Annotated in this window: 38 protein-coding genes; 35 read left to right on the forward strand and 3 right to left on the reverse strand. The window is 32.5% G+C overall.

Going from position 1 to position 25,850, the window contains the following annotated elements:
• The first annotated feature begins 212 nt into the window (after window positions 1-212).
• From BLQ56_RS06905 to BLQ56_RS06990, 18 genes are all read left to right on the forward strand, one after another.
• Window positions 213-500 carry a hypothetical protein gene (locus tag BLQ56_RS06905; RefSeq protein ID WP_090851486.1) on the forward strand — a complete coding sequence of 96 codons (288 nt, stop codon included), beginning with the start codon at window positions 213-215 and terminating at the stop codon, window positions 498-500.
• Window positions 501-953: 453 nt separating this feature from the next.
• Window positions 954-1,349 (forward strand): hypothetical protein, encoded by a 396-nt coding sequence (locus tag BLQ56_RS06910; RefSeq protein WP_090851489.1) that lies wholly within the window; start codon window positions 954-956, stop codon window positions 1,347-1,349.
• Between the two features lie 50 nt (window positions 1,350-1,399).
• Complete coding sequence (locus tag BLQ56_RS06915; RefSeq protein WP_175490219.1) at window positions 1,400-1,546, forward strand: NUDIX hydrolase; 147 nt, start codon at window positions 1,400-1,402, stop codon at window positions 1,544-1,546.
• A 221-nt stretch (window positions 1,547-1,767) separates the two neighbouring features.
• Complete coding sequence (locus BLQ56_RS23375) at window positions 1,768-1,917, forward strand: hypothetical protein (protein ID WP_090851491.1); 150 nt, start codon at window positions 1,768-1,770, stop codon at window positions 1,915-1,917.
• A gap of 278 nt (window positions 1,918-2,195) precedes the next feature.
• A complete protein-coding gene (locus tag BLQ56_RS06925; protein WP_090851493.1) occupies window positions 2,196-2,783 on the forward strand; it encodes an HAD family hydrolase in 588 nt (195 codons plus the stop codon).
• Window positions 2,784-2,903: 120 nt separating this feature from the next.
• The gene (locus BLQ56_RS06930; RefSeq protein ID WP_090851496.1) at window positions 2,904-3,086 is read left to right on the forward strand and encodes a hypothetical protein; all 183 of its coding nucleotides are present in this window, start codon (window positions 2,904-2,906) and stop codon (window positions 3,084-3,086) included.
• Between the two features lie 26 nt (window positions 3,087-3,112).
• On the forward strand, window positions 3,113-3,604 hold the full coding sequence (locus tag BLQ56_RS06935; protein ID WP_090851499.1) for a hypothetical protein: 492 nt from the start codon (window positions 3,113-3,115) through the stop codon (window positions 3,602-3,604).
• A 113-nt stretch (window positions 3,605-3,717) separates the two neighbouring features.
• Entirely contained in the window at window positions 3,718-4,350 is a 633-nt protein-coding gene (locus BLQ56_RS06940; RefSeq protein ID WP_090851501.1) for an SMI1/KNR4 family protein, read from the forward strand.
• Window positions 4,351-4,411: 61 nt separating this feature from the next.
• A complete protein-coding gene (locus BLQ56_RS06945; RefSeq protein WP_090851504.1) occupies window positions 4,412-5,131 on the forward strand; it encodes a hypothetical protein in 720 nt (239 codons plus the stop codon).
• A gap of 104 nt (window positions 5,132-5,235) precedes the next feature.
• Window positions 5,236-5,577, forward strand: coding sequence for a hypothetical protein (locus tag BLQ56_RS06950; RefSeq protein WP_175490220.1), 342 nt, complete (start codon window positions 5,236-5,238; stop codon window positions 5,575-5,577).
• Between the two features lie 416 nt (window positions 5,578-5,993).
• Complete coding sequence (locus BLQ56_RS06955) at window positions 5,994-6,458, forward strand: ankyrin repeat domain-containing protein (protein WP_090851510.1); 465 nt, start codon at window positions 5,994-5,996, stop codon at window positions 6,456-6,458.
• Between the two features lie 145 nt (window positions 6,459-6,603).
• Window positions 6,604-6,939, forward strand: coding sequence for a DUF7668 domain-containing protein (locus tag BLQ56_RS06960; RefSeq protein WP_090851513.1), 336 nt, complete (start codon window positions 6,604-6,606; stop codon window positions 6,937-6,939).
• A gap of 66 nt (window positions 6,940-7,005) precedes the next feature.
• A complete protein-coding gene (locus tag BLQ56_RS06965) occupies window positions 7,006-7,584 on the forward strand; it encodes a HEAT repeat domain-containing protein (protein WP_090851515.1) in 579 nt (192 codons plus the stop codon).
• Between the two features lie 66 nt (window positions 7,585-7,650).
• Entirely contained in the window at window positions 7,651-8,136 is a 486-nt protein-coding gene (locus BLQ56_RS06970; protein ID WP_090851518.1) for a CDI toxin immunity protein, read from the forward strand.
• An 81-nt stretch (window positions 8,137-8,217) separates the two neighbouring features.
• Window positions 8,218-8,721: a hypothetical protein gene (locus tag BLQ56_RS06975; protein ID WP_090851521.1), complete on the forward strand. Its 504-nt coding sequence runs from the start codon at window positions 8,218-8,220 to the stop codon at window positions 8,719-8,721.
• Window positions 8,722-8,859: 138 nt separating this feature from the next.
• Window positions 8,860-9,075 (forward strand): hypothetical protein, encoded by a 216-nt coding sequence (locus tag BLQ56_RS06980; RefSeq protein WP_090851522.1) that lies wholly within the window; start codon window positions 8,860-8,862, stop codon window positions 9,073-9,075.
• Window positions 9,076-9,247: 172 nt separating this feature from the next.
• Window positions 9,248-10,021, forward strand: a complete 774-nt coding sequence (locus BLQ56_RS06985; protein ID WP_090851524.1) for an alpha/beta hydrolase family protein — start codon at window positions 9,248-9,250, stop codon at window positions 10,019-10,021.
• A gap of 157 nt (window positions 10,022-10,178) precedes the next feature.
• Window positions 10,179-10,913 (forward strand): hypothetical protein, encoded by a 735-nt coding sequence (locus BLQ56_RS06990; protein ID WP_090851527.1) that lies wholly within the window; start codon window positions 10,179-10,181, stop codon window positions 10,911-10,913.
• 167 nt (window positions 10,914-11,080) lie between these two features.
• Here the strand turns inward: BLQ56_RS06990 and BLQ56_RS06995 are convergent, their stop codons facing one another.
• Entirely contained in the window at window positions 11,081-11,572 is a 492-nt protein-coding gene (locus tag BLQ56_RS06995; RefSeq protein WP_090851531.1) for a CBO0543 family protein, read from the reverse strand.
• Window positions 11,573-11,682: 110 nt separating this feature from the next.
• Here BLQ56_RS06995 and BLQ56_RS07000 point away from each other — a divergent pair, with 110 nt between their 5' ends.
• Both BLQ56_RS07000 and BLQ56_RS07005 read left to right on the forward strand, forming a co-directional pair.
• Entirely contained in the window at window positions 11,683-12,186 is a 504-nt protein-coding gene (locus BLQ56_RS07000) for a hypothetical protein (RefSeq protein WP_090851534.1), read from the forward strand.
• Window positions 12,187-12,637: 451 nt separating this feature from the next.
• Complete coding sequence (locus BLQ56_RS07005; protein WP_238457201.1) at window positions 12,638-13,075, forward strand: GNAT family N-acetyltransferase; 438 nt, start codon at window positions 12,638-12,640, stop codon at window positions 13,073-13,075.
• A gap of 140 nt (window positions 13,076-13,215) precedes the next feature.
• Here BLQ56_RS07005 and BLQ56_RS07010 read toward each other — a convergent pair whose 3' ends face one another.
• Entirely contained in the window at window positions 13,216-14,055 is an 840-nt protein-coding gene (locus BLQ56_RS07010) for a tyrosine-type recombinase/integrase (protein WP_090851536.1), read from the reverse strand.
• Window positions 14,056-14,195: 140 nt separating this feature from the next.
• Between BLQ56_RS07010 and BLQ56_RS07015 the strand changes: the two genes are divergently transcribed.
• The 5 genes from BLQ56_RS07015 (at window position 14,196) to BLQ56_RS07035 (ending at window position 17,569) form a co-directional block, all read left to right on the forward strand.
• Complete coding sequence (locus BLQ56_RS07015) at window positions 14,196-14,534, forward strand: histidine triad nucleotide-binding protein (protein ID WP_090851539.1); 339 nt, start codon at window positions 14,196-14,198, stop codon at window positions 14,532-14,534.
• A 166-nt stretch (window positions 14,535-14,700) separates the two neighbouring features.
• Complete coding sequence (locus BLQ56_RS07020) at window positions 14,701-15,765, forward strand: 3-deoxy-7-phosphoheptulonate synthase (protein WP_274380211.1); 1,065 nt, start codon at window positions 14,701-14,703, stop codon at window positions 15,763-15,765.
• 297 nt (window positions 15,766-16,062) lie between these two features.
• Window positions 16,063-16,386 (forward strand): putative quinol monooxygenase, encoded by a 324-nt coding sequence (locus tag BLQ56_RS07025; protein ID WP_090851544.1) that lies wholly within the window; start codon window positions 16,063-16,065, stop codon window positions 16,384-16,386.
• A gap of 37 nt (window positions 16,387-16,423) precedes the next feature.
• Window positions 16,424-16,981, forward strand: a complete 558-nt coding sequence (locus tag BLQ56_RS07030) for a DUF1697 domain-containing protein (RefSeq protein WP_338011840.1) — start codon at window positions 16,424-16,426, stop codon at window positions 16,979-16,981.
• Window positions 16,982-17,203: 222 nt separating this feature from the next.
• Complete coding sequence (locus BLQ56_RS07035) at window positions 17,204-17,569, forward strand: cupin domain-containing protein (protein WP_090851550.1); 366 nt, start codon at window positions 17,204-17,206, stop codon at window positions 17,567-17,569.
• Between the two features lie 271 nt (window positions 17,570-17,840).
• On the opposite strand, the gene BLQ56_RS07040 is transcribed toward BLQ56_RS07035, so the two are convergent.
• Window positions 17,841-18,044 (reverse strand): hypothetical protein, encoded by a 204-nt coding sequence (locus BLQ56_RS07040; protein WP_090851554.1) that lies wholly within the window; start codon window positions 18,042-18,044, stop codon window positions 17,841-17,843.
• Between the two features lie 249 nt (window positions 18,045-18,293).
• Here BLQ56_RS07040 and BLQ56_RS07045 point away from each other — a divergent pair, with 249 nt between their 5' ends.
• The 10 genes from BLQ56_RS07045 (at window position 18,294) to BLQ56_RS07085 (ending at window position 25,357) form a co-directional block, all read left to right on the forward strand.
• Entirely contained in the window at window positions 18,294-18,725 is a 432-nt protein-coding gene (locus tag BLQ56_RS07045) for a hypothetical protein (protein ID WP_090851557.1), read from the forward strand.
• A 633-nt stretch (window positions 18,726-19,358) separates the two neighbouring features.
• Window positions 19,359-19,658 carry a DUF4362 domain-containing protein gene (locus BLQ56_RS07050; RefSeq protein WP_090851560.1) on the forward strand — a complete coding sequence of 100 codons (300 nt, stop codon included), beginning with the start codon at window positions 19,359-19,361 and terminating at the stop codon, window positions 19,656-19,658.
• A 243-nt stretch (window positions 19,659-19,901) separates the two neighbouring features.
• Entirely contained in the window at window positions 19,902-20,075 is a 174-nt protein-coding gene (locus tag BLQ56_RS23825; protein WP_238457202.1) for a hypothetical protein, read from the forward strand.
• Between the two features lie 54 nt (window positions 20,076-20,129).
• Window positions 20,130-20,291 carry a DUF3888 domain-containing protein gene (locus tag BLQ56_RS23830; RefSeq protein ID WP_238457203.1) on the forward strand — a complete coding sequence of 54 codons (162 nt, stop codon included), beginning with the start codon at window positions 20,130-20,132 and terminating at the stop codon, window positions 20,289-20,291.
• 1,076 nt (window positions 20,292-21,367) lie between these two features.
• Window positions 21,368-21,616, forward strand: a complete 249-nt coding sequence (locus BLQ56_RS07060; protein ID WP_090851563.1) for a hypothetical protein — start codon at window positions 21,368-21,370, stop codon at window positions 21,614-21,616.
• A 297-nt stretch (window positions 21,617-21,913) separates the two neighbouring features.
• A complete protein-coding gene (gene lepB, locus BLQ56_RS07065) occupies window positions 21,914-22,465 on the forward strand; it encodes a signal peptidase I (RefSeq protein WP_090851566.1) in 552 nt (183 codons plus the stop codon).
• A gap of 179 nt (window positions 22,466-22,644) precedes the next feature.
• The gene (locus tag BLQ56_RS07070; protein WP_090851568.1) at window positions 22,645-22,920 is read left to right on the forward strand and encodes a hypothetical protein; all 276 of its coding nucleotides are present in this window, start codon (window positions 22,645-22,647) and stop codon (window positions 22,918-22,920) included.
• A gap of 44 nt (window positions 22,921-22,964) precedes the next feature.
• Window positions 22,965-23,291, forward strand: a complete 327-nt coding sequence (locus BLQ56_RS07075) for a hypothetical protein (RefSeq protein WP_090851571.1) — start codon at window positions 22,965-22,967, stop codon at window positions 23,289-23,291.
• Between the two features lie 381 nt (window positions 23,292-23,672).
• On the forward strand, window positions 23,673-24,896 hold the full coding sequence (locus BLQ56_RS07080; RefSeq protein WP_090851574.1) for an MFS transporter: 1,224 nt from the start codon (window positions 23,673-23,675) through the stop codon (window positions 24,894-24,896).
• Window positions 24,897-25,045: 149 nt separating this feature from the next.
• Window positions 25,046-25,357, forward strand: a complete 312-nt coding sequence (locus tag BLQ56_RS07085; protein ID WP_090851577.1) for a hypothetical protein — start codon at window positions 25,046-25,048, stop codon at window positions 25,355-25,357.
• The last annotated feature ends 493 nt before the right edge of the window (window positions 25,358-25,850 follow it).

Raw genomic sequence — 25,850 nt, forward strand, 5'->3', positions numbered from 1 at the left:
CAGTAACAGGGGCGATGACCAAGAAGGATTATCGCTTATTTTGGTTATTGTACTTACTGGTCAGGTTAAAGAAAGATGGTCTTAGATGAAAGAGTAGGTAATTTAGGTAAGAGTTTTATTTATTTTTACTATTTTTACTAGATTTTCTTTATGACTACTTGCTATTAAAGGCGTAGAGTTAGTAAATAGAATAGAGAAGGGAGAAATATATAATGAATAATGAAAATAATGTACTTTGGGGAGCATTTTTCGGGTTTATACTTGGTTTACTAGTTTCAAAAGTGTACCTATCATGGGCTATTCTATATCGAGCAGAAGGCACGGTGTATAGTGGAGAAAATGGTTGGAGAGATGGTATTCTAAGCACTCCGTTGTGGGTTAGGGCAACTGATCATCCACTTGGATTCACAATTGGTGTAATTTCCATTTTTATATTAATAGGTATCTTATTTATTAGGTACATATCGAATAACACAAAAGATAAAAAAATGGATATATAAATTTCATTAACATTGGACGCTTGGCTTATCGCGGAGTTTTTACGACAGCTCCATTCTGCTTATTGAAATTACTAAAGCCACAAGAGGCACAAATGATTGTTAAGGAAATTATTGGGAATGAGCCTACTAACAAGGCTGTAATGTCAGTTCTAAATGATAAAAAAATGATTCACCTTCTTAACGGGGGAATCCTTAATAAGAAAGGATTGCCTCTTTTCTATTGAAGTAATAGTTTAGTTGAACAAGAAGTAGGGTAGGGGAATTATTTAAAATAAAGAATTTATGTAGGTAAATGGGACTGTTTTATTATAGGCTACTACCTATTTACTTGGTGAGCTGTTTGAATAATGAGCATAACTGTTCTTATTCAGTAAACGGACAGGTTAAGTCGAGAAGGATTTTAAACAATGAACGCATTTTAAGTTATTCTATTTGAAGAGAAGTGAGTTTTAGATGAAATTTCAACAAACGGATTTCACTGAAGAACTATTGGAAAAGATTAAACATACCGAATGGACATTAAAAGAGTACATCGAGAGGTTGTTAAGAGAGTATAAATCTATTTTTGCTAAGAAAAATTTAGATCTTGATACTGGATTTAATAAAGAGGGTAACGATCCTTTTATGCCGGGTTACAGCTCCTCAGTTTCGATTGGGATTGCCGAAAAACATAAAGAACTTATTGATTTACATACCATAAAAATATGGGAATGCCAACGTTCATTAATAGGAATGCCCATTTCAAGAAAAATTCCTGGCAGCAAGATTTTCGGTGAATTACTTGATGAAACATTTGAAGAGCTTGAGGATGAATTGAAGGAATATATGAATGAATTTTTAGTTGATTAGTCTAAGCGCTTATTCGACTAGTGGCTAGCTAACTATTGGAGGTTGGAGGTGTGTATGAAGAGGTTCAAAACGTGAAATGGGCAAGTAAGGAAGAAATTTTGATGATGATCAAAAATGAAGAATTTCTCCCATACTATGAAAGTCTTATCCACCTGCTATTTGATTGCCGAAACAAGCGTGGAACTATACAAAAGTAGAATTATCGGGGCCTAACAAGTTCAAGGCATTTTATTTGATTAAGCATTGAAATGAATACCATTTGTCAAAGCATTATTTTAGTATGTTTTTATTGTTTTGCTGATGAATGCAAAGTTAACAGTTAAAAACAATTTTGTGATAAGGTTTACTTCAGTAAAATAAGGTATATTATATTTGTTGAAAAGATTTTCTTTAAAGACAAGAAAAGTAGGTGAACAAAGTGGGAAAATATCAATTGGATACCAAAGGTAAGGTAGCTGTGGCAAAGTTTCATGAAAAACAGAAGCCTGCCAAATTTGATAAGAAGCAGCAACTTGAAAAACTGCGTGAGGAATATTTGAAAAAGAAGCAAAAACAATCAGATAAATAATATGAATGAAAACATAGGAAGACTAAAATCTCCCTATGTTTTTCTCATTTGAAATTCCTTTCTCAATTAATGATTTTTATTATTCCATAAATTTCAGATTCCCTTCTTGAAGTAACGGGTGTTTAGTGCAAAAAAGGAATTTCTAATCTCTTAGTAGAATAGTTTTTATAGTGAGACGAGTTTAGATGAGAAGAGAAAGGTTGAGATGAGATGAAATTTAAGATAAGTAAAATTAAGGGAGTTTTATTTGATTTAGATGGAACTTTAATTAACAGTGAATGGTTAGGGACGGATCTTATAATTATGGGATTAAGAAAATATTAAACAGAGAATTAAAAGAGGATGAAAAACAATATTTATTAGGAAAGCCCTTCAAAGCCTTAAATGAGTTGTTTCCTTTTTTAACAAATTCTGAAACAGAAAAAATTATCGAAGAAACATTAGATTATTATCGTAAATATAATCAGAATATTAAAGAATATGATGGAGTTAAAGAGATGCTCCTAAACCTTAAACAAAAGGGATATAGGTTAGGTCTTGTTACAGCTAAACTAAAACAAAATGCAACAAAAGAATTGGAGAACACAGCTTTGTATCCTTTTTTTGATGTGATTATGGGGAAAGAAGATTGCCAAGATTTTAAACCAAGCCCTGTTCCTTTACTTCAATTAGCTGAAAAACTAAGGCTTAAGCCGACGGAATGTTTATATATTGGAGACCAACCAACCGATATTCAAGCTACACATTCTGCGAATATGATAAGTGTTGCAGCTCTTTGGGGGGAAGGGAAATATGAAAGATTATCCCCTTTGAATCCAGAGTATTTATTTGATAGACCCAAACAATTAACTGAATTGCTTTCATAAATATAGAACATTATCTATTAAAAGATGCGATTGCGAAATTAGAGCAGCCGCTTTTTTACTAACGGTCTGTATAGTTCAACAAGAAAGTATTTATTGCTATGTTTAAAAAGAGGTGGGTAAATGAAATACATTTCAGGTGGTTATTATATTATTTCACCTTTAACAAGAGCTGAATATATGGATAAGACCATATTACCTGAGACAATCATTTCAGTAAGTGACTGTCTATGTGATTTTCATCCTGAGATTGACAATTGTGGGGAAGTTCAAATAAAAGTAAACAGAATTATTCAAAGAAATTAAACCTTTCAAAAGAGATCTATGAGGAAATGGAAAAATGGGTTGAGGACAAATTTGATGAGGAAACGTTTCAATTTCCTCAACTATTTACCACAGTTCATTTAGCACGGGAATTTGCCAAGAAGTTTCTTAATCATTTGAATGATATTAGCATAATAGGAATTGGATTACCAGAAAATTTAGTACAGGCTTTTCTGGATGAAGCAGAAACGCTAGCTAAATCTAGTAAAGGACAATATGGTATTAAAAAATTGCTGTTGAATAGGACAACTACGGAGATGGAAGCAGCAGATATAAAAGGCTATGAGGTTCTGGGATTTGAATTTGGTAAGTTCCATTCTTATATTTGTAATAGTTTAGAAAAGGACTATAAGAACGAATTTCAATTCTCCTTGAATGAAAATGGCTTTATACCCTCACTAGATATGGCATTAAGGTGTTGTGATTATAGTAATCATGAGGAAGTTGGAACTGAACCTGTCTTATGGCTTCCTTGGTCTATTTATGAATATAAATTGTAGATTTTTTAAAAATTAACATGTGCGTTGATCCAAGAAGCATTTTTCGCACTTTTTATTGAAGTAAAGGAGCATTTAGTGAAGTAAGCTATTCTAAGGGGTGGAGGGTTTAAATTATGGATTTAAATAGTATAAGAGGCTTGGTTCTAAATCCCCCAGCTAATGTTATGGAACTAGAAAAAGTAGAATTGAAGATGAATACAAAACTTCCTACTTCCTATAAAGAACTATTGCTAAATTCTAATGGTGTGTCTAAAAGTGAGGGAATTATTATTTACGGAACACAAGACCTTATTGAACGTAATGAAACATGGGAGACAGATATATATGCACCTGGTTTTATCTCTATCGGTGATGATAGCAGTGGAAAGGTTATTCTAATGTGTATAGATTTAAAAAAAGAAGAGGTGTTAATAGCTGACTCAGGAGACATGACTCCAGAACATGCCTTGTTAATATCGAATGACTTAATCCAATGGGTTAAAAATGGTTTAACAATAGAACTTTATGAAAAGACAGAAGTTAATTGGTCAGAGAATGCTAAACTCGTTGTAGTGGATATACAAGATGGAGCTTTAAAAGATTTAATAAAAATTAAAAGTATCCTGGGACTTAAAATAGCTACATCTGAATTATTAAAAAGGTCAAAAAATCTACCATTTGTTCTTACAGAGGAAGTTCCCTACGGGAAAGCAAAGAAAATGATTGAAGAATTAGGAGACCTTAAAGTTAAAATAGAACTGCAATGACTATTCAACTAATGAATCAGTTTAGTGGAAGAAACAATGATTAAGGGCAAGGAGGGATCAATTGAGTAAAAATAGTTTATTATTATATGGTTTTATTGCAATTTTAATTGCAATGGGTTGGTTTGTTTATCAAAAAGTCACTGATGATACTTACAAGGGGATGTCAATTATCCCTGAGCAACACGAAGATATTCCTCTATTCGAAGGGTTAGAACCAAGTGAACACCACTATATTATTAATGGTGATCAGTGGACTGATATTTATGAATTCTACATCAATAAACTTCCTAAACAGGGATGGAAAGTTGAATATAAAGATTCTGCCCTTAATGACAATGACTCAGATAATGACTGGTCTGGATTTTATTCTGGATGGAGTAAAGAGGGATTCGAAGGTGAATTATCACTTTCAGCCCACTATAATAAATTCGAAGACCAGACTGAAGTGATGTTTGATAAGCGTCCAATTTTAGTCAGTTCATCGTGGATTGAGGATATTCCAAAGGTAATTTGTATTTATAAAGCCGAATCAGACAATGAATGCATAGAGATAAGAGATAAAGATAGAATTAGAGGAATTGTAGGGTTTATCAACACTGAAGCATACAATTATAAAGAAGATACTTTACCTAGAAGCAAAACAACTGTGATTGATTTTGGTAATATAAAGGTAAAGGTTCTTTACGAAGATAAGAAGACAATTTACTTTCAATCCGAAAAAGGGGTTAAAGAATCTAAACCAGATCCTGGATTTTTTGAATTATTAAACATTCCTCAATAGTTTTTTTTACTAAAGGTGCTTATCTTTAAGAAGGATAAGTTCCTTTTTTGTGGAAGTTATTAAGCTAACGAATCAGGAATGTGGAAGACTTACGAGGGGTGAAGTTGTTTATGCTTATATTAACAACATTAACATTGCTTTTAGTTACTTTTGGATTGTTAAAGTTCTTTTCTGTGAAGCGTCCTTTAACTATAACGTTAATTGTAGGTTTAGCAATTTCAACCGTATCTACAATTAGTTTATGGTTGAATTACAAAGCGAGTTTCGATGGACAAGATGGAATAGCAATTACAAATAAAATAAGTTATTGGATAATAACCGATGGAACCCAATGGTCCCAGGAATTGTTTATGGATTATTTTATTTACTTTTTGTCTGTTACGATACTTATCACTGTAATGGTGATAATCAGTGTTTCTACTAAAAAGAGAACAAGAGTAGGATAATCACTTTTCAACAAACGGAGACTTATTTTGAATAAGTTATAGACGTTTTGGAATTGAAGAAATATCAGAAATACTTGATTAGGAGGTAGCCTTAATGAAGGTTGTCTTAGTAATTATATTTATTGTTGTTTTAGCTTTGTTAGGGATATATTTTATCCTCAACCCTATGGGGATTTTTGATTTGATAATAGAATAAGAGTGTTATTTATTTGAGGAAATCTAAGACTTTGTGAAAATAAATACTTAAATTAACGGATAGCGATTCTTCAAGAAGGAGAATCGCTTTTGCTTATTGAAGTAAAGAGGCAGAATACTTTAATAAGCTGTCGCTACTTTCAACCACTACTGAACATCAGTTTAGTTAAATAAGGTAATCTGTTTTTGTTATAAAGAGAACTATCTTGGAGGCAAGAAAAATGTCAAATTTATTAGTTTCAGCAATTAATGGAGAGTGGGATGTAGTGAAATCATTAGTAGATGTTGTTGATGATATAAATTCTGTGGACGATGAAGAAGGAAGAACTGCACTGATGTATGCTGTGATTGACGAAGAAAATGATGCTGTTAAACTTTTGTTGGATAAGGGAGCAAACGTAAATTTACAAGATGACTTCGGAAATACAGCTTTACATTTTGCCTCACAAAATCATTTATTAGACATTGCGAGGTTGCTACTAAATTATAAAGCAGATGCAAATATTCAGGATAATAATGGGAATACATCTTTATCAAATGCGGTCTTTTACTCTGGAGGTAGAGGTGAAATGATACAGTTATTATTAGAATTCGGTGGGGACAAATATTTAGAAAATAATTATGGAGTATCACCCATTAAACTCGCTGAAACTTTTGCGAATTATGACATATCCAAATACTTTTAAATAATGCTTGTTGTGCTAACGGGGGCATTGATCCAAGAAGGATTAATGCCTTCGCTTATTGAAGTAAAGTAGAAGATTACTTCAGAAAGGACGATTTAAAACAGGTTAAATTCTAATAGAAAAACTATTTAAACGTGGTGAATTTATGGACATAAAAAATAAAATAAAGTCTTTACTGATGGAGACTGTTATAGATTTTGTTCAAGGCGATTTTAATAAAATACAAGCGAGGTTACAAAATGGACTTTCAATTAGTGACCTTAGAGAAGAGTTAAGTAACTGGGATTCAATAACAATTCCGCCTGATGATGCTTATGAGAATGTACATTTTTATAAGTACGATGATGAATCAGGATATGCTTTAGAATTTGAACTTTGGATTGATAATCATAGAAGCGATTTAACATTATTCTGTGAAGCCATAATAGACGAAAATAATAATATTTTAGCTTTTACTATTGAAAATCTACACGTTTTATAAAGATGTTCTTTCTAACCTGACGGTAAGAATATTTGAATAAGAAATGGTAAAGGAGGAAGGCCTTAATTGCTTGATGTAGAACAGCTTATAAAAGATGTAAATAAGCAAGGGTATAATATCAAAACGTATCAAGATTTGTACAAGCTAAAAAGTAAAGATAAAAATCTTATTCCGATCTTACTGAAATATCTAGGAAGTGTTGATAAAGTCAATGAAAAATTATTTTTTGTAAGTTGTTTGGGAGTTAAAGGCTTTTATGATGCAACGGAAGCGCTATTAAGGGAATTCCTATCTAGTAATGATAGATCTTATAAATGGGCTATTGGTAATTCGTTATCAATAATACTTGATAAAAGTACATTAAATGACTTAATAAAAATTGTAATAAATAAGGAACATGGTACTTCTAGACAAATGATTATTGTAGCACTGGGCTTATTCAAAGATAAGAAGGCAATTCCATTCTTGTTGGATTTACTAGATGATGAAGACGTTAAGGGACATGTAATAATGGCACTTTCAAAATTTAAAGATCCTGAATTGATACCTTATATTAAACCATTTGTTAATCATAATATAACATGGGTAAGGAATGAGGCTAAAAAGACAATAGATAAGTTAGAAAAGCTACAAAATGATAAATGAAATGTACTTCACTAACGGAGAAGGTTAATTCAAGAAACGACACTCCTTTTGAATGGTTGGAGATTAATGAAAAAAGAAGACAGAAAGAAGAAATTAGCATTATTAATTGAAAAACAAAAAGCAAAAATCAAGGAGGGTTATGGAGCTTTATTTGATGAATGTATAGCGGCTTTGGGTGATGGCGTGACAATTTTTTCCGATAATAAGAGTGAAGAACTTTATGACCTATTTGAAGATCATGTTCCATTTACTGACTGGGGAAGGTTAGATTGGGAAAAGTTTAATAACCCTGTGAACATAAACAATATAGTTGATTTAACAGATTTACTAAATACAGAAGAAGGAATTGAAATTTATTGGAGCCATGATAAATTCCCAGTATTGAAAGCTAAATTTGATAATATTGAAAAGGCTTTAGATGATGTTATAGCAGTATCAGCAGATACGTTCCTATACGTGAGAGGTAAATATGTAGTTGAGATTAATCACGAAGGAGAAATAACTCTGGGTTACTTAGATAATGGCTTCTTTAACGGGTGCGTTGATCCATGAAGGATTTTCGCACCTTCTTTTGAAGTAACGGTCAGGTTAATTGAAGAGGAGTTTATTATAAAGAGCTTGGGAGGAACGTACATGGAATTAACGGTAGGTGCTTGGTTTAATGAACCTAAAATTAATTTTAAATTTTCTCATAAAGTTGATTTGTTTATTAGGCAACAGATTATTGAGGATACCATGAAGCCGTTGGGATTGTTGGATATAGAAAAAGATATCTTTTTACATCTAACTGTATGCACAAAGAAAGAACAAGATATATTAGAAGTATTTTTACCAAGGAAGAATAAACGTGCTAAAAGTAGAAATTATGGTTTATGGTTTCCTTATTATGAAATCGTTAATTCAGAATATCCTCTTAAAAGTTACATTTACTTTTATATTCAATCACTACCTTTAATTTTTGCTGAATGGGGAGTAACACAAGAACAAATTAATCTCGTGAAACAAAATGTTTATAGTGAAATTTTAAACAATAATGAATATGAACTAACCGAGGAAGAATTGGAGGAATTAACTTTTTCTGAAAATCTTGATATAGATGACCTATTAGAAGAGTTGGGTATAGAGAAAGAAAGATGATGAATAGGAGAGTAATTAAAAAACAAAATTTTACTCATAGTTATTGAACTAAAGGGGGCTTTGATCCAAGAAGGGACGGGATTGAGATTGGTGCCTTTTTGTTGAAGTTATTGTACTAACGGACATAGGAGGAAGGCAATGAAATTTGTTTATTACAACGATACCGGAAGAGAAATAAGCATTCATCCTGCAACTGAATTAAGCGGAATTAAATGTGACATGACGATTATACAACCATTGGAAGAGCGTACTTTTTATCTACCATTAAATACTTTTCCGTGGGTGAAAATGTGGGATTATGGAGAAAAACGCGGATTAAGTATCTTAGTCACAGCTCAAAAGGACGACAAATGAATTTTATCTTTATTCAACAAACGGGAGCGAATACTGAACAAGATGAATTTGCTTTTTTACTAAAGCAGGATAGTTTAATAAGCAAAATGACAGTATCCACTCTTCTATAAAGGAAGTGTGGCTTTTTTTATCGAATTAAAATGTTAATACATTATTATTAAGGAGAGTATAAATGAAAAATGAATTTAAGATTTACTATGGGGAACATGCATCTCAATTTGGTGTATTAAGAGTTCCTGAGGATATAGAATCTTGTCCATTGATAGTTTTAATTCACGGGGGATTTTGGCAAGCAAGATACAACTTAGAAGAAAATAATCCAATTGCTGAAGATTTGACAAAGAGAGGTTTTGCAACATGGAATATTGAGTATAGGAGAGTGGGTGAAGATGGAGGAGGATGGACTGGAACATTTAATGATGTTATTAGTGCTATTAATTATCTTCACAGGATAAAGGAATCTTTTCCATTAGATATATCGAATGTTACTGTAATAGGTCATTCTGCAGGTGGACATTTAGCACTTTGGTTAGGCTCAAGAATCCAAACTAGTAGTAAGGACGATGGAGCACTTAATGAGCTTACTGTTGCTTTTCAGAAAGTTATTAGTTTAGCTGGTGTTACGGACTTGGTAAAGATGTGGAAAATCCACGAACAAAAAGGAATTAGAAGTCATGTAGCTAATCTACTAGGCGGAACGCCAGATGAAGTTAATGAACGTTACAAACTTACTTCCCCAGCAGAATTAGTGCCAATAAAAGTTGAACAAGTATTAATACATGGTGAGTTAGACCGCCACGTACCAGTAGATTTAAGTAAGGATTATTACAATTATGCTATAGAAAAGGGAGAAAACGTAAAGCTAGTTATCCTACCTGATATAGAGCATTTTAAAATTATAGAACCAACTTCTCCAGCATGGACCTCTGTTCTAGATGTACTATAATGTATTTATTGAACTATAGGGGTGCGAATATGAAAGAAGAGCAGTTACTGACCGATCACGATTAGAGGCTTTACTTGTTGTAATAAAGGTTAGGTTAGTACAAGTAAGACTTATACTTAGGTCTCCGAAGTTGCTAAAAAAATAGAGGTGGACGGATATGAAAAAAAGGTTAATATTTTTTTTGACGGGTATAGTATTACTTTTAATTTCCTTGCCATTAGGCACAAAAATGGTAATGGAGCTCATTCATAATCAAAAGATGAATGCAGAGTATAGGATTACAAACGTAAGCAAAGGTTATCCTTCTACTGAATCGACATTCCATTTTAAAGACCATATTGTAGATATAGAGGAAACAGTAAAAGATGAGGATAGTTATATAGACCCTTGGAATAATAAAATCGGCATCACAGATTTAGCGTTAATAGTAGATGGAAAAGAAATAGATACATTAGAAGGATACCCAATAAGGATAAATGAAGAAGGTTTAAATAGATATTATGGGGAAATTGCTTATTTACTCTTAGAAGATTTAAAAAATAATAAAACTCAATTTATTGTTCTTTTGAAGAAAACAAAAGAATTACAAAAAGAGATGACAAATGGAGATATAGTTGATTGGGTTCCTTTAGAGAAATTAAAGTATACTCTATACGCATTAGATGAAGAAGGGAATTTAAATAATAAATCTTTTAGTTTTATCGAACGTGATGCTTTACAAACAGAATTGCTTAATGCTGGTGTTGTGGTGCCCCATTCGATTGGTTATTATACACAAGCTTGGGAAGGTTATCCTTCAATATTTTTCCCCTTAATATTTCCATTTGTAACTTTGGTAATCGGATTCATATTGATAATTGTCTATTTTCCTATTAGAAAGATAAAGAAATAAAAAATTGCAAACTTTATTAGGCTACGGGGGCGATGCTTCAATAAAGAAGTACCGCTTTCCTTATTGAGGTAACGGTCAGGTTAGTGAAAGAAGGGGAGTAGGTTTTCCTGTTTTTTTAAACACAAATGAGAGTAAAAAAAAAGAGAATAAGGCATTTTCTCTTTTTATTAAACAGAAATCTTTCCTTTATTTATTATTCTAATAATTCCAATGATACTTCTGCATATTAACAGTTTTAATGCCATACTTAGGAATGAATGATACCAACTCCATCCTTTTTTCCATGTAATTAATTTTGTTTTTTTTGCGGCTAAAGTTTCTAAGATTATCTGTGGGGTTGTTAATATGATTGCCTTCAAAAAAATACCAATGGGTCTGCTGTTAAGTGTCCATTGGTTGTAGTAAAGCAACATCAATGGATAATGAATATAGTCAAAAGGTAAGTGGATTTTAAAATTTTTTAAAAGTTTATTTTTGTATTTTAAATAGCCCTTTGATACCAAATAACTATCAGCAAAGTGATTACCTATAAAGCTTACAAGATAAACAATTACCCAATCTTTAAATGAACGTTTTACGATGGCAAAGGGTAATAAAACTAACCCAATTATAGTGCTTATGTTTAATAGATAATATGGGATATTCTTTTTTTTTCTCAATGTTTACACCTCCATTTATCATCTTTCCCTTTTTCAAATCGTTTATGTAAACCCTATCTTATTTAACTAAAGGGTGCAAGAGTGGAATAAGAAGTGACGGGAGGAACATTATGAAACAATTTTTTAAGTGGTATGATGATGACTTAAAGGGTACTACATATATAGAAATTCATGATGATGTTGCTTCTAAACAGATTGCAGTAATGGCGAATAAGTACATAGCGTCCAATCGTAAAGATAAAGAGCATCATTTTTATCTAGCCGAAGGAAAAATAGATGTAAATGACATAATAGATTTCGGTGGTTCTAAGATAAGCGAAAGCCAATTTTATAAAATATGGAACAAATATAGAGATAGACATAGTGACAATTGGCTCAAAACAAAAGAGAAATTCCCAATAGGATCTGAGATTGAAGGGATAATTGAAGTCTTTTATCCTCATGGGGTAATTATCAGCATCTCTCAAGATATAATTGGTATCGCTGACTATAATAAATGTAGAAATAGTACACAACCAGACAACCTTTATCCTCGACACAAAATAATAGGGAAAGTCGATGGGTATGACGAAGAAAATATGTGGTTAATTATTGATAATCCAAAAGTATTTTAAGTAATTTTCTTATTGCGTTAACGGGGGCGTTTCTGGAACAAGCAGAAACGCTTATTTCACTATTGGAGCAGGATAGTATAAAAAGTTTCAACATATTCACTTACTAAATGGTACAATTTGGGTAATGAATTATTTACTAAGAAATGGGGTGTATTATCATTAAAAAGATTCCATCGTTATTAGTTGCCCTAATGTTATTACTTACCGCTTGTAGTTCACAACCTTTTACTTTCAGGAGAAACAGATAATTGGTCTGCTGAATTAAAGGTTACACAAACCAATGATGACTATGAAACACAGGAATTTAAACTTCAATACAAAGGTAAAGATATAAAGTCCGTTGGAGAATTAACTTATTATATCGAGACAAATGCAGGTGGCTTTGGAGAAAGTGGTATGAAATTGACAAAGGGTGGTTTTCTTATCGGTAAAGATGAAGCAAATCCAACCAATGCCAAAGTCATTAAAGCATAAATCAATGTCTTATGAACAATTTATAGCGATTGGAACAAATTGGGTTGGTAAAGAAAGTTTTTGGGTTATTACTGTGGACGAAAACATTTCAGGAATTGTCTCATATTATTTTGAAGATGAACAAAATAAATGGCTAGAAATGGGTATTGTTCTACATGAGGCTCACAATTGGAATATGGGGCTAGGAACTCGGGTCTTAAACCTTTGGATCAATCACATTTTTAAAAATTTACCTCTCGTAAGAGTTGGTTTAACCACATGGTCGGGAAATGAACGCATGATTCGTGTTGGCGAAAAATTAGGTATGCAAATGGAAGCTCGTATTCGAAAAGTACGGTATTACCAAGGGGAATATTATGACTCTATACGTATGGGTATCTTAAGGGAAGAATGGGAAGCATTAGGTATTTTCTAATAACAACTAAAAATTTCAGTAAACGTCTGCTTCTAAATATAGTTTTTGTTTGTTAGATAGAATGTGAAGAATTGTACTTAAGCTAACGGGGGCGAGAATTTAAAAGAGCAACACATTAATAAGTGTTGCTCTAACAATGATTAGAAGTATTTCTGATAAAACTCTTTTCTAAGCCTCCCACTTAATTGAGCATAAATACGTGTTGTTTCACTCTTCTCATGCCCCATTAAACTTTGAATTACTTCAAGTGGGGCACCGTTGTTTAGTAAATGGGTAGCATAGCTGTGCCTAAGTTGGTGGGGATGAATTTCCTTATTAATACCTGCACGACTGGAAATCCGTTTAATGACATACCTCATTTGTGCAATACTCATTCGATGAGGATACCGTTCTGTGACAAAGATAGCAGGGTCTTTATCTGTACGGCAATCTATGTATCGCCTCAACCAAATGTCGCAGCGAATATTAAGATATACTTCTCTCTCTTTATCTCCTTTGCCTCTAACAATTGCTGACCGATCAGACCAATTAATACAATTTTTCTCAAGAGAAACAATTTCTCCAATTCGGCACCCAGTTGAGAACATAAATTCGAATAAGGCTTTTTCCATAGATGTTAAGCATGCTTCACGTAAGTGTTCAATTTCTCTTTCAGTTAAGAATTTAGGGATTCGTTTTCCGACTTTGGGTTCTCTGATTTTTGAAGCTGGATTTTTGGGGATATGCCCTTCCTCATGTGACCAACGAAACAGAGCCTTCATAAAACGGATTCTATATGCAAGGCTTGATGCTTTTAGCTGTTCACTAGATTCAGATAAGTAGCATTTTAATTGTTCGGTTGTAAGAGTAGCAATCTCTATGTCTTTAAAATAGCGAATAAGAAGTGTTGCTTGAAGGCGGTAGGCTTTTAATGTATGAGGAGAAAATCCCTCGATCCTTTTATCAGACTCATACTTTTCCCATGCTTTCGATAATAACAATTTAATTCCTCCTCAATATAAAACATATTTTTAAAGGAATTATTGACCATTTTATCGAAATGAAGACTTATTGAAGTAACGGAGTTGGTTAGCACAATAGAAAGAGTTAAAAAGAATTTAATAGTATGGGGGAAGAAAAAATGGATTGTGTTTTTTGTAAGATTGTTAATAGAGAAGAACCAGCTGAAATTATATATGAAGATGAAGATGTTATAGCTTTTTATGGATTGCATTTTAGTGCCCCTGTTCATGCGTTAGTGATTCCTAAAAAGCATATTGAAAACATCATGGACATAAAAAAAGAGGATGAAAAATTAATATATAAAATTCATGAAGGTTTACAAGAAGTTGCAAAAACATTGGGTGTTAGCAATGATGGTTTCAGAGTAATTACTAATACGGGAAAACATGGTCAACAAGAGGTATACCATATTCATTATCATATTATTGGTGGTCGTCAATTAAAATGGGAAATGTAATTAGCCCACTGTATAATCCTTATTGAAGTAAAGGTGCAGGAATGTTTAAGAAGGGGTCGAGAGAAAATTAGTTTTTTAGGCAATAAAATTAAGTGTTGATGAAGTTAAGAATTGTCAAGGTCGTAGACGCGTTGTATAATATCAAGTTAAATATAAAATAAACTTTTTGAGGCGTATAAATAAAAGGAGTATAAACATTATGACATTTAGAGAAATAAGCCCTAAAATTAATATTAAAGAAATTAAAGAGCTTGGCAAATTATCAGGAGAAGCGTTAAAACATAAAGAAGAACGTGATAATGAACTTAATGCAATTATTAATGGTGAAGATGATCGCTTGCTTTTGATAATTGGTCCTTGTTCATCTGATAATGAAGAAGCTGTTCTTGAATATGCTCGTCGGTTAGCAAAAGTGCAAGAGGAAGTTAAGGATAAGATTTTTATTGTAATGAGGGTATATACGGCTAAACCTCGTACCAATGGTGATGGTTACAAAGGCTTAATTCATCAGCCAGATTCAAAAGGTAATCCTAGCTTAATTAACGGTATCAAGGCTGTTCGTGATTTACATTATAAAGTAATTACTGAGACTGGTTTGACAACAGCAGATGAAATGCTATATCCAGAAAATCTTCCTTTGATTGATGATCTTGTAAGCTACCACGCAATTGGGGCACGAAGTGTAGAAAATCAACAACATCGATTTGTTGCAAGTGGTATTGATGTACCAACTGGTATGAAAAATCCAACTTCAGGTAATTTAAACGTAATGTTTAATGCTATCTATGCTGCTCAAAATCCACAAAATTTTCTATTTAATTACGCTGAAGTCGAAACTGAAGGTAATCCTCTTGCTCATGCAATTTTACGTGGAGGGTTAAATGAATACGGTAAAAATATACCGAATTATTATACAGAAAATTTACTAGACGCAATCAAATTCTACGAAAAAATGCATCTTAAAAATCCATTTATCATAATTGATACGAACCATGATAACTCTGGTAAACAATATTTAGAACAAATTCGTATTGTTCGTCAAATTTTGATTAATCGTGAATGGAATGAAAAAATTAAGAAATATGTTCGAGGATTTATGATTGAGTCTTATCTTGAAGAAGGACGGCAAGACGAACCAGTAGTATTTGGTAAATCAATTACAGATCCTTGTCTTGGATGGGAAACGACAAAAGAACTTATTTATGAAATTTATAAAACAGAAGCTAAATAACAAATAATTTTCATATAAATCTCACAAAATCAATTGGGCAAAAAAAATCGTAAATGAATACCTGGGAAGAAGTAAGTAATTTGAAAAAACGACGTTAAATTTCTATGGGTTCCTTAATGAGGGCGTTGATCCAATGCAGGGATTGACGCTATTTTTGTGGAATTTATTCAACTATAGGTCAGTTTAGTGCAAGAGCAGTGATTAACTGATATTCAACAAACGGGCCAGATTGTGGGAAAATGAAAGGTAATATAAAATTACTGCTATATCACATATTTTTAGATAGGAGGAATGACTTTGAAAAAGTTTGGATTGTTTAACAAATTAACTGCCCGTGAGGGGAAACGCGATGAATTAGCAAAAATACTAGTACAGGCATCGAAATCGATGGAGGAATTAGATGACTGTGATTTGTATGTCATTAGTTTAGGTAATGAAAGTTCTGATTCAATTTATGTCTATGAGGTATGGGTTGATGAGAATGCACATCAGGCTTCTTTGTCGCAAGAAGTATTCCAGTCATTAATCCAACAGGCTAAACCGATAATTGCGGGAATGGAGAAGGTTAATACATTATCACCCTTAGGTGGAAAAGGTATTTCCACTTTTCCGCGAGATTAGAGTTAAATCACCTGATAGTAAGGAAAGAGGGACAATGATGATTTATATCGCACTGTTGCGAGGTGTTAACGTAGGCGGAAAAAATAAGATCAAGATGGCCGAATTAAGGCATCTTCTTGAATCAATGGGGCTAAATCGGGTACAGACATATATTCAAAGCGGTAATATCGTTTTCGAATCTAATGATAATGAAGAATCGTTACAAAAACAAATAGAAAAGAAAATTGAAGAAGAATTTGATTTTTCAGTCAGTGTTGTTTTGAGAACAGCCTTGGAATTGGAAAAGATTGTTCAGAATTGTCCATTCTCGGAGAAGGAAGTGTCAGAAGCGGAAGCTTTAGCGGTGGGAGAAAGCTTATACGTGGCTTTATTGCTTGAATCTCCACCGCTGGAAACCATTGAACGTCTAAACAATTATAAAAATCAATATGAAACTTACAAGAACGAAAATCGCGAAGTTTACCTTTTGTTTTATAACAGTATTCGTAATTCCAAGCTGGCGAATCAACTTCAGAAATTGGGTACACCTGTGACAATTCGTAACTGGAAAACTTTAAAAAAGCTCAATACAATAGTATCCACAATGAATATTTAAGCAAAAGTTTACCTACATTTATTTACAACCTATGCCAATTCTATTAGGTGTGGATCTTCCACAATCGGGCGCGTTTGTTGAACAAAATGTGAAATGATGTACTTAAATTAAAGGGGGCGTTGATCCACGAAGGGATTGACGCTATTTTTATAGAATTTATTCAACTACAGGTGCAGATTAAAACAGTAAGAATAAAGGGTTATTTATACTGGAGGTTACAAGATGGAAATTTATAAATTTAATAAAGAAAACGGAAAAAGAATCTCTAAATTCAATTCAGATTTTGTTATGTCCCGTATTATTCAAACGGAGAAGGCAACCCACATAGGTTGTATGCATTTAGAAGAAAATGGTGTTATTGGTTTTCATCAAGCAGTAGTACCTCAACTTCTGTTAGTTCTGAATGGAGAAGGCTATGTTTGTGGTGATAAAAAAGAATACATCAAAGTTCAATCAGGAGATGCTGTCTTTTGGGAGAAAGATGAATGGCACGAAACCAAAACTGATAAAGGTTTAACTGCTCTTGTTATTGAGAGTGAAGAATTGAAGCCTGAGTTATTTATGCCATTAGTTAATACCTGTAGTTAAACTAAAGGGTGCGAGTGTTCAATAAGCATTAGCTTTTTGACTAAAGGGCAAGGTTAATCTAAAAAAGGATTGGGAGTTAAATTATGAACATATTTGATTATTTGGATGAGTTGCAAGCTGATTTGCGCAGTAAAGGTCTAAAAGAAATTGAAGAAAAGTATTATAACCTTGTTCAAAACTAGCTGGGACAGAAATTACAGATGAAATTAGAAAAGTAGATTTAGAGAGCTATGAATATCAATTAACAGATTTGCTTCAAGAATCAATAAAATTAGCAACCTCCTGAAACACCGCCTATACCAGTACCAATTAGTCCAAATTGAGAACCTATCATAGCACCCCCAACGGCATCAGTTAAAGTTCCTGCTGTTTCACTATGGTCACTGGTATCTTGATTAGCATTTCTATCAGCTTTATTATTGCCATTTTCTGCTGCATTTCCACCAAGGTTATTAAGTTCGTTACTCCGATTCATCTATTCACTTCCTTGTTCATTAATGGGAATTTTCTAATTAGAAAAAGCACACCATCCCAAACATATACTACCCAGCTGAAGTAGTTTTACTCACTATATGTTTTAGTAGGAGAGTTCTATTACTAGGTTGTACCTATACTGGTCTGAAGTGCTTTTTTTGTGGAACTTATTAAGCAAACGAAGCGGAGTTCTTCAAGAATAATTAATGACAAAATCGTTAAGTTTGATAAGTAAAGGGGAGGGGTTATAATGCAGCATCCAATAACAGTAATGGAAGTCATAGTGTCATTAGTTTTTATAATTGGTACTTTTGTAATTTCCTTCTTGTTGCCAAAAAAAAATAGAAAAATTTACTTAATTATAGCTTCTCTATTAACTGTGTTATTGCTTTTATTTTTTGTGATTCGTCCTTACTGGGTGGATTCTCAAGTATCAAAAAAGATGGAACAACTAAATCAATATCTAAGAGATAAATATCCTAATCAAGAATGGACTATCAGCAAACGAGAAGGTAGGCAATATAACCCTTATCACCTAGAAATTGAATTTGAAAACGAAAAAGGTTGGACATATACCTATTCAGTGACAAATGAAAAAAATATTTGTCAAATCGCTTGGACTCCACCCGAGGGCAAGTTTCCCGACGAAGGTAAGCATTTTCAAAGTAACCATTGTAAATAAACATATTTAGGAAAAAAGTTCTATTAGAAAAAAATGAAAAGTAGGTTTTGATAATGATAAAGGAATGGATATTTATTCGATGCCATTTTTATGGTGAGATATTTTCCCCAAAAGTGGTTGAAAAACTAATTGGTAGTACATAAAAAATAAAATTGAAGTTGGAGATATTTCAAATAGGGGAAAAAACAAAGGTTACCCATCAGATTAAGGCAATGGTGAACTATGTCCTCCAAAGGATTTCAAAGATAACGAAGATTTTGGTCTGTATTGGATTGCTTTAACCTTATCATTACATATTGATATTTTTCGTAAATGTGGTGCAGAAAATATAGATTTAGTTATTGGAGTTCGGTATGAAAAACAATTCAATCTTGTATTTGAACCATTATTAATTAAGTTAATGGGTGAACTATGTTTTTGTTAGAGTGCTCATATTCAGCACTAGATGACATCAACTTTATTATTGAATAATGCCCGCACCCTTATTCAACAAACGGGTTGCGATTGTCAATAGGAATAGTCGATTTTTCACTAACGGTGCAGTAATGTTGCATAAGGAAATGTAGATTCACTTTGTGATATAAAAGAAACTTTAAGTTAATTTCAATCGTCAAATAATTCAAGGGGAACTTTATGACTAAGAATTTAGGAATCATCTTAACTTGCTTAATGTTTTTATTCCTTTTTGGTTGCTCAAATTCAAATACAAACTCAAAAGGATATGTGCCGTCTGAAACAGATGTTGTAAGTAGAAATTTTGGTGAGATAACAAATGAAAGCAGATTAAAAGAATTTGTTCAAAATACAGAGAAAGGACAACAAGATACTATCCGCGTGGTTGCTTACACAAAAGAGGGAGACACGATATTAACAGATTTAGTTTTTGATGGCGAGAGTTTAGAAGTTACAAGAGATAGTACAAGGGATGAGTAAGGTAACGGCGAAATCAAAACATTTAAATGTGAGAGTATCTTAGTTGAAGGAAAAAAATACTCTATTAAAGGTTGCAAGGGGTACAAAATTCCTTATTACTTAGCTAAAAGTTTTTAGGAAAAGAGATGTTTCCATCTTATTAAAGTAACAGGGGCGAGTGTTCAATAAGGCAGTCGCTTCTAGTGCGAACGGGAGGATTGTTGAATAAATCAATTTAGTTCTTAGGAAAATGAGGTAATAATTATGAAGAAGATTGTAGTAAGGCTTATGGCTTTATTAGTTGTTTTAGTAATATGTAGTACACCAGCATGTGCAAATATCACTAATGAAGCTGAAACGGAATTATGCGAAACACTAAAACTGGCACTAATAAATAGCCTAAGAGAACCAGTAGATAAAGCAATCGTTGAGATATAAAAGAATGATAAAAAAGCACCAAAAGGCCTTACTTAGGCGTCATACGAAACAGAGATGCTTAAAATAAAGCAGTTAAGTGGGATTGGTGGAGTATATGAGATAACGCTAAAAGTGTACCCTTATTACCGATCTCATTGGGGTTATTGGGAAGATGAAGTTGTGGTTAATTCAAATGGCGATTTAATAAAATATAAGCATTTAAAAACATATCCTTGAATTTCAACGGGGGCGAATGAACAACAAGCATTTTGGATCAGGCAGCTGCTGATCCTTTTCTGTTACGGAGCAGTTTAATTGAAGAGAAAGAAAAAACTATTAATGCATATGACAAATTTAGTGAACTGAAGGGTCATACTAATATAAAAAAGGTGTGACATTTGTGAAGCGAACGTTAGTTCTTTTTCGTTAATTTCATTACCAGTATTATTGGGATTAGTTAAAGAGAAACAAGATGAGTGTCTTCCTTGTAAAGAATGCTATGACATAGCTTGGGATGATGGATATGGGCTTGGATTGGCAACAGGCGAAATACGTGAAAGATATAGTATCGTTCGAACCCTTATAAAAATGGGTAAAACAGACAAAGAAATTATTAATATGGCAACAACCAGCTATGTTGAGGTAAAGGACATAAAGAATATCATAGTTTTTTTGAATTTGAAGTAACGAGGTATGAACTTATCAGGACTCTTTTAAAAGAAGGGAAAACAGATGAAGAAATTGTCAAAAAGCACATTCAAGTTTTTATGAATTGAAGCAGGTGAAAAACCTACTTAAGTATAATGGAAAATTCAAATGGGAAGTGAAGTAAAGCACTTATTATAATTGAAAGCGACAGGTCTTGGTGAACTAAACGAACATATTGTGAAGGTATGTACTTAAGGCTAACGGGTTCGTTATGTTTAACAAGAGAAATGATAATAAAACAGCACCAATTTCTGAATACACAAGAAAAATATGAAGGGTGATCTTCAGCAAGAAGCGAGAGTGTTGAAGATTTAAAATATATCGCAATGATAATATAACTTTTCAAATAATAATGAAATTAGATAACCAGTTTTACAGCGAAGGCATTTTTAAATAATGTATGTACATTCATTTGTGAAGAATGTCTTAAATTAAATAAATTTTCGAAAAGATACATGCATGTTCTGCAGGTTTTAATTCCACCTTATATATACGGTATTTAGCTAAGAGAAAAACCCATTGAAAACTATCACAATTAAATTGTACACAAACATTTTATTATGTTACAACCTATAGAGAGTTAACTATAATAGGGGGCTATATAAATGGAAGAAATTAAACACTTATTATCTATGGCATTAAAGTCAAACAAAAAAGTAATTAAAGGCCAGGAATTCAGTATTGAGGCACAATTAAATGGATTAGATGATTATATTAATCTTTATGCTAAAGATGTTGTAGTGGCTGTATATGATGCAATTGACGAAGATTTAAATATACTCAACCATGACTATAGGAAAGTAGTTATATTTTTGGTGAATGTCTGGAAGAAGAGGGTATGGAAGTATACATAGATGAGGGTTTAATGGATTGATGATTTTGGATAATGAGATCTTAAGTTGTATAACAATCTTCAGCAATTAAAAGCGCTAATGTTTAATAAAGATTGTTAGTTTCATTAATGTGTGTTTGACTCATACTGGCAACAAAGATTGGTATAATTCCGGAAAAATTAGAACCGTAATCTGTTATTATTTGGTATTATTTTATTATGAAGATTTTCACTTAATCTAACGGGTCATTTAATTGATTAACTTTTATAATTATTTCAAGAATATGGCTACTTTAAGATTGAGAGGGGATAAAAGTAAATGGAAACGACAAAAAACAGAAATGAGATATGGGAATGGATTAAGGCACTTTTTATTGCAATTGCATTAGCCTTTATTTTGCCTACCTTTCTATTCACTCCAATTTTAGTTGAAGGTTCTTCAATTGAACCTACTTTGGAAGACCAAAATCGGCTGATTGTGACCAAAATAGGTGAACCGAAAAGATTTGATATAATTGTTTTTCACGCAACCGAGAGTAAGGATTACAAAAAACGTGTTATTGGATTACCTGGAGATCGGATTGAGTATAAAGAAGATAAATTATATATAAATGGAAAGCTTTACGATGAACCTTATTTAGACGACTATAAACAAGAAGTAGTGGATGGACCATTAACGGGTTCGTTTACTTTAAAAGAAACACCTGTGGGCAGTGAAGTAGTTCCAGAGGGACATTTTTTTGTTATGGGTGATAATAGGCGAAATAGCACAGACAGTCGCCATATTGGTGCTATTCCTTTTAAAAAGATAGTAGGAACAACAAGAATTGTTTACTTTCCCATTCCAGAAATAAAAATAATCAATAAGTAGAGTTATATTTAGAACAGCGGAAAACATATCGGAGTCAAATTCTCTACGGGGGCTGATCTTGAAGAAGGATAAGTTCCTTTTTTGTGGAAGTTTTAAGCTAACAGAGAAGGATAGTGTAATTAAAACGATAAAATAAAAAAAATGAAAAAATGGCTATTATTTGAAAAGGAGGGATATAAATGAACGCTATTTATCGTTGGATTGTTTTTATTTTTCTTGCTCTCATTACTGTTTTAATGGTCAACAAAGGAATAGATTTATGGTCTCTTGGAACAAATGTGGATGGTGATGGTATTGGGGTACACTTTTTAGGATTAGAAATAAATGACCGAGTACCAGAAGCGAATATTCCTTCATATGCCATTGGTTTCTTTGTTGCAAGTTTTATTACTTTATTAATTGCCCTTACACTTGTAGGAAAAACTTTCTTAAAGGTAAAAGGAAATATGAAATAATAATAGATTAATCATAGTATTTTACAAACCAACGGGGTGAAAGAATGAATGAAAATATAGAAAAATCGAATGATGGATATACAATTTTTAAACCAACAGGAGTACGTCATGAATATCCTCATGTTGACTTAGTTAAACAACAAGTTACCTGTATTGTTCTATATAGAGAGGAAACTTATATGACTGTAATTGTTGATTTAAAACATGATAAAATCCAAGTTCAGGGAGACGTTGATGAATTGGGAGATTTAAGCATGGATAGAGAAGCTCTTATTGATATGTTCAAACAACAGGCATGCTTTTTTATTGATAATAATATCTCTAATCCCCAAAAATATTACAAAGAATTAATAAATAATGAATCTTACTAAACTAACGCTGGACGATGCTTCAATAAAGAAGTACCGCCTTTTCTTATTGAATTAGTGATCAGATTCCTTGAATATCCTGTTAAAATCACAACTAATAATGAAAGCACCACCAAAAGTGATTTGTGTTTTTGAGAGTTCCATCTCCCTTCTTCAACTCTACTGCATCTTTAGTTTAATAAATTCTATAAAAATAGCGTCAATCCCTCAGGATCAAATCACCCGTTTGTTGAAGAAGAACATCTACTTTAACAGTAAAAATTATCCATCCTAAGCCTTGTAACAGAGTACCTAGTCTTATATTTAATCTCTCTTCACCAACTTCATATATACATATAATGGTATATTTAATTTATATATGAAGAGAAAGGGGAGGTTAAGTAAATGGGAGCTTGGAAAAATCCTATTCTTTTAATATCAGGAATCGGAATTTCATATTTAGGAAATTGGATTTATTTGATAGCACTTAATATTTCAATTCTGAATTTGACTGGCTCTGCTGCAGCTGTGGCAGGACTGTTTATTATTAGACCTATCGCCATCTTAATTACTAATACTTGGTCAGGTAGTGTTATTGATCGAGTAAACAAAAGAAAACTAATGATATTTATTGATATTGTAAGAGGGTTGTTGGTTCTTTTGATTCCGTTTATTGAAAACTTATGGATCATTTATATGATTCTATTGCTGATTAATATGGTAGGAGCATTTTTCGGACCAAGTTCATCGATATATATAACAAAATTAGTTCCAACTGAAAATCGAAAAAGATTTAATTCAATTATGAGCATGACTAGTTCAGGTGCTTTTCTGTTAGGTCCAGCAATCGCTGGAATCCTAATTATATATGTAGGCACGGAACTATGTATCATCATCAATGCTATTACTTTTATTATTTGTGCTTTCTTCATTTATCTCCTTCCTAACGTTGATGAGAATATAGAAAGTGTAAGAGATCCAATACGTTGGAGAATTCTTTTAGAAGATTGGAAGGTAGTTAGAAAGTTCGCTATGAACTCTAAATTTTTTATATTAGTTTATTTATTATTTCAAGGTGCAATGTTAATCGGATTTGCTTTAGATTCACAAGAGGTAACATTTATAAAACAACACCTTCAGTTATCAGATCGTGATTACGGACTTATCGTTAGCATAACTGGTATAGGTGCTTTAGCTGGGGCGTTTATGTCTGCACTGATAGCGAAGAAGATATCATTAAAAATATATATAGGGGCTGGGATGTTCTTAACATCAATTGGCTATGTCTTCTTTTATTCGTCATCTAGCTTTGTAACAGCAACGGTTGCATTTGTGTTTTTAGGCTTCTTTATGGCATTTGCTAATGCTGGTTACGCCACTTTTTTCCAAAACAATGTACCAGTTACTATTATGGGAAGGTTTGGAAGTATCGCTGATATGCTACAGGGAATTATCCAAATTGGGTTTACCCTTATTTTAGGTTTTTTCGCTGAATGGTTCTCTCTACAATTTGTATGTATTACATTTTCTCTCGGGGGTTCATTACTGGCATTCGTTCTCTTTACGACAATATTAATGCCATCTAAAGCAAGTTTTTTTAGTGAAAAGGATAAGGTAGTTAATGGTTAAGTGAAAAATGGAGGAATCATATGGAAAGACAATTAATGATTTAATAGGAGATATTCTAGATGGAGTGTTTGAAGATTCAATATTCTGAAACCTAAGGGTCTTTTTTTCGTAAATATAGTTAAGCTCACAGAGAATTGGAGGGATTTCAAATGAAAAGATACATTGGATTTGTATTATTGGTGTTAGTGTTTGAATTAGGACTGCTATTTGGAATATCTATATTCTTCGATACGGACTTATTAAGTACGATGTTTTTCGGATCTATACTTTTTTCTGTTTTTGCTTTTATCTTAGGTTCAAGTGGAGATGTATTTTCGGCTCATTCTCATGCAGCTACATTTGAAGCATCAGGTGGTAATTATAAACCAAATTCTGAAAAACTAACTTTAAAAATTGGACCTCTTCTTTCAGGCTCAATCTTGTGTTTCATCGTTTATATAGTCATGGAGGTAGTTATGTGAAGAAAGACTTTAAAACATTTTCACCTCTCCATCCTGTTAGTAGTCATTCTCACACTAGTTTTAATTGATGATCAATAGATGTCAAATATAGTAAAGGAATTAAAAGAGGAACTTCTGTTTTTAGACTTTGGTTAGAAGTTATTCCACAAACGGGTAGCGAATGCTGTTCAAGGCTAATTGCATTTCTTTTTTAAGAGATTGGAGGTGAAATCAAATTTTAGTAAAACAGTTTTATAGTGAAGTAGGAAAATCAACTAAAGTATTTTTTCCTTTTGCCATTATCATTATTCTCTTTTTTTCTGGAATTTCATTCACGTTCGTGATTCCTGGATTGAAGGGATTTGACCTGTTTTTTATTATTTTAACGCTATTGATGTATTCTATGGTAGCAATCATATTTGTGGGTCTATATAAAGGGAAATTATCGTTTGTTCTTATGATTTGTTATTTTTTAGTAGTCTTGGGGTGGGTTGGCGATTATGGCTTGAATGGG

The organism is Litchfieldia salsa (assembly GCF_900104555.1).
Taxonomy (GTDB): Bacteria; Bacillota; Bacilli; order Bacillales; family Bacillaceae_L; genus Litchfieldia; species Litchfieldia salsa.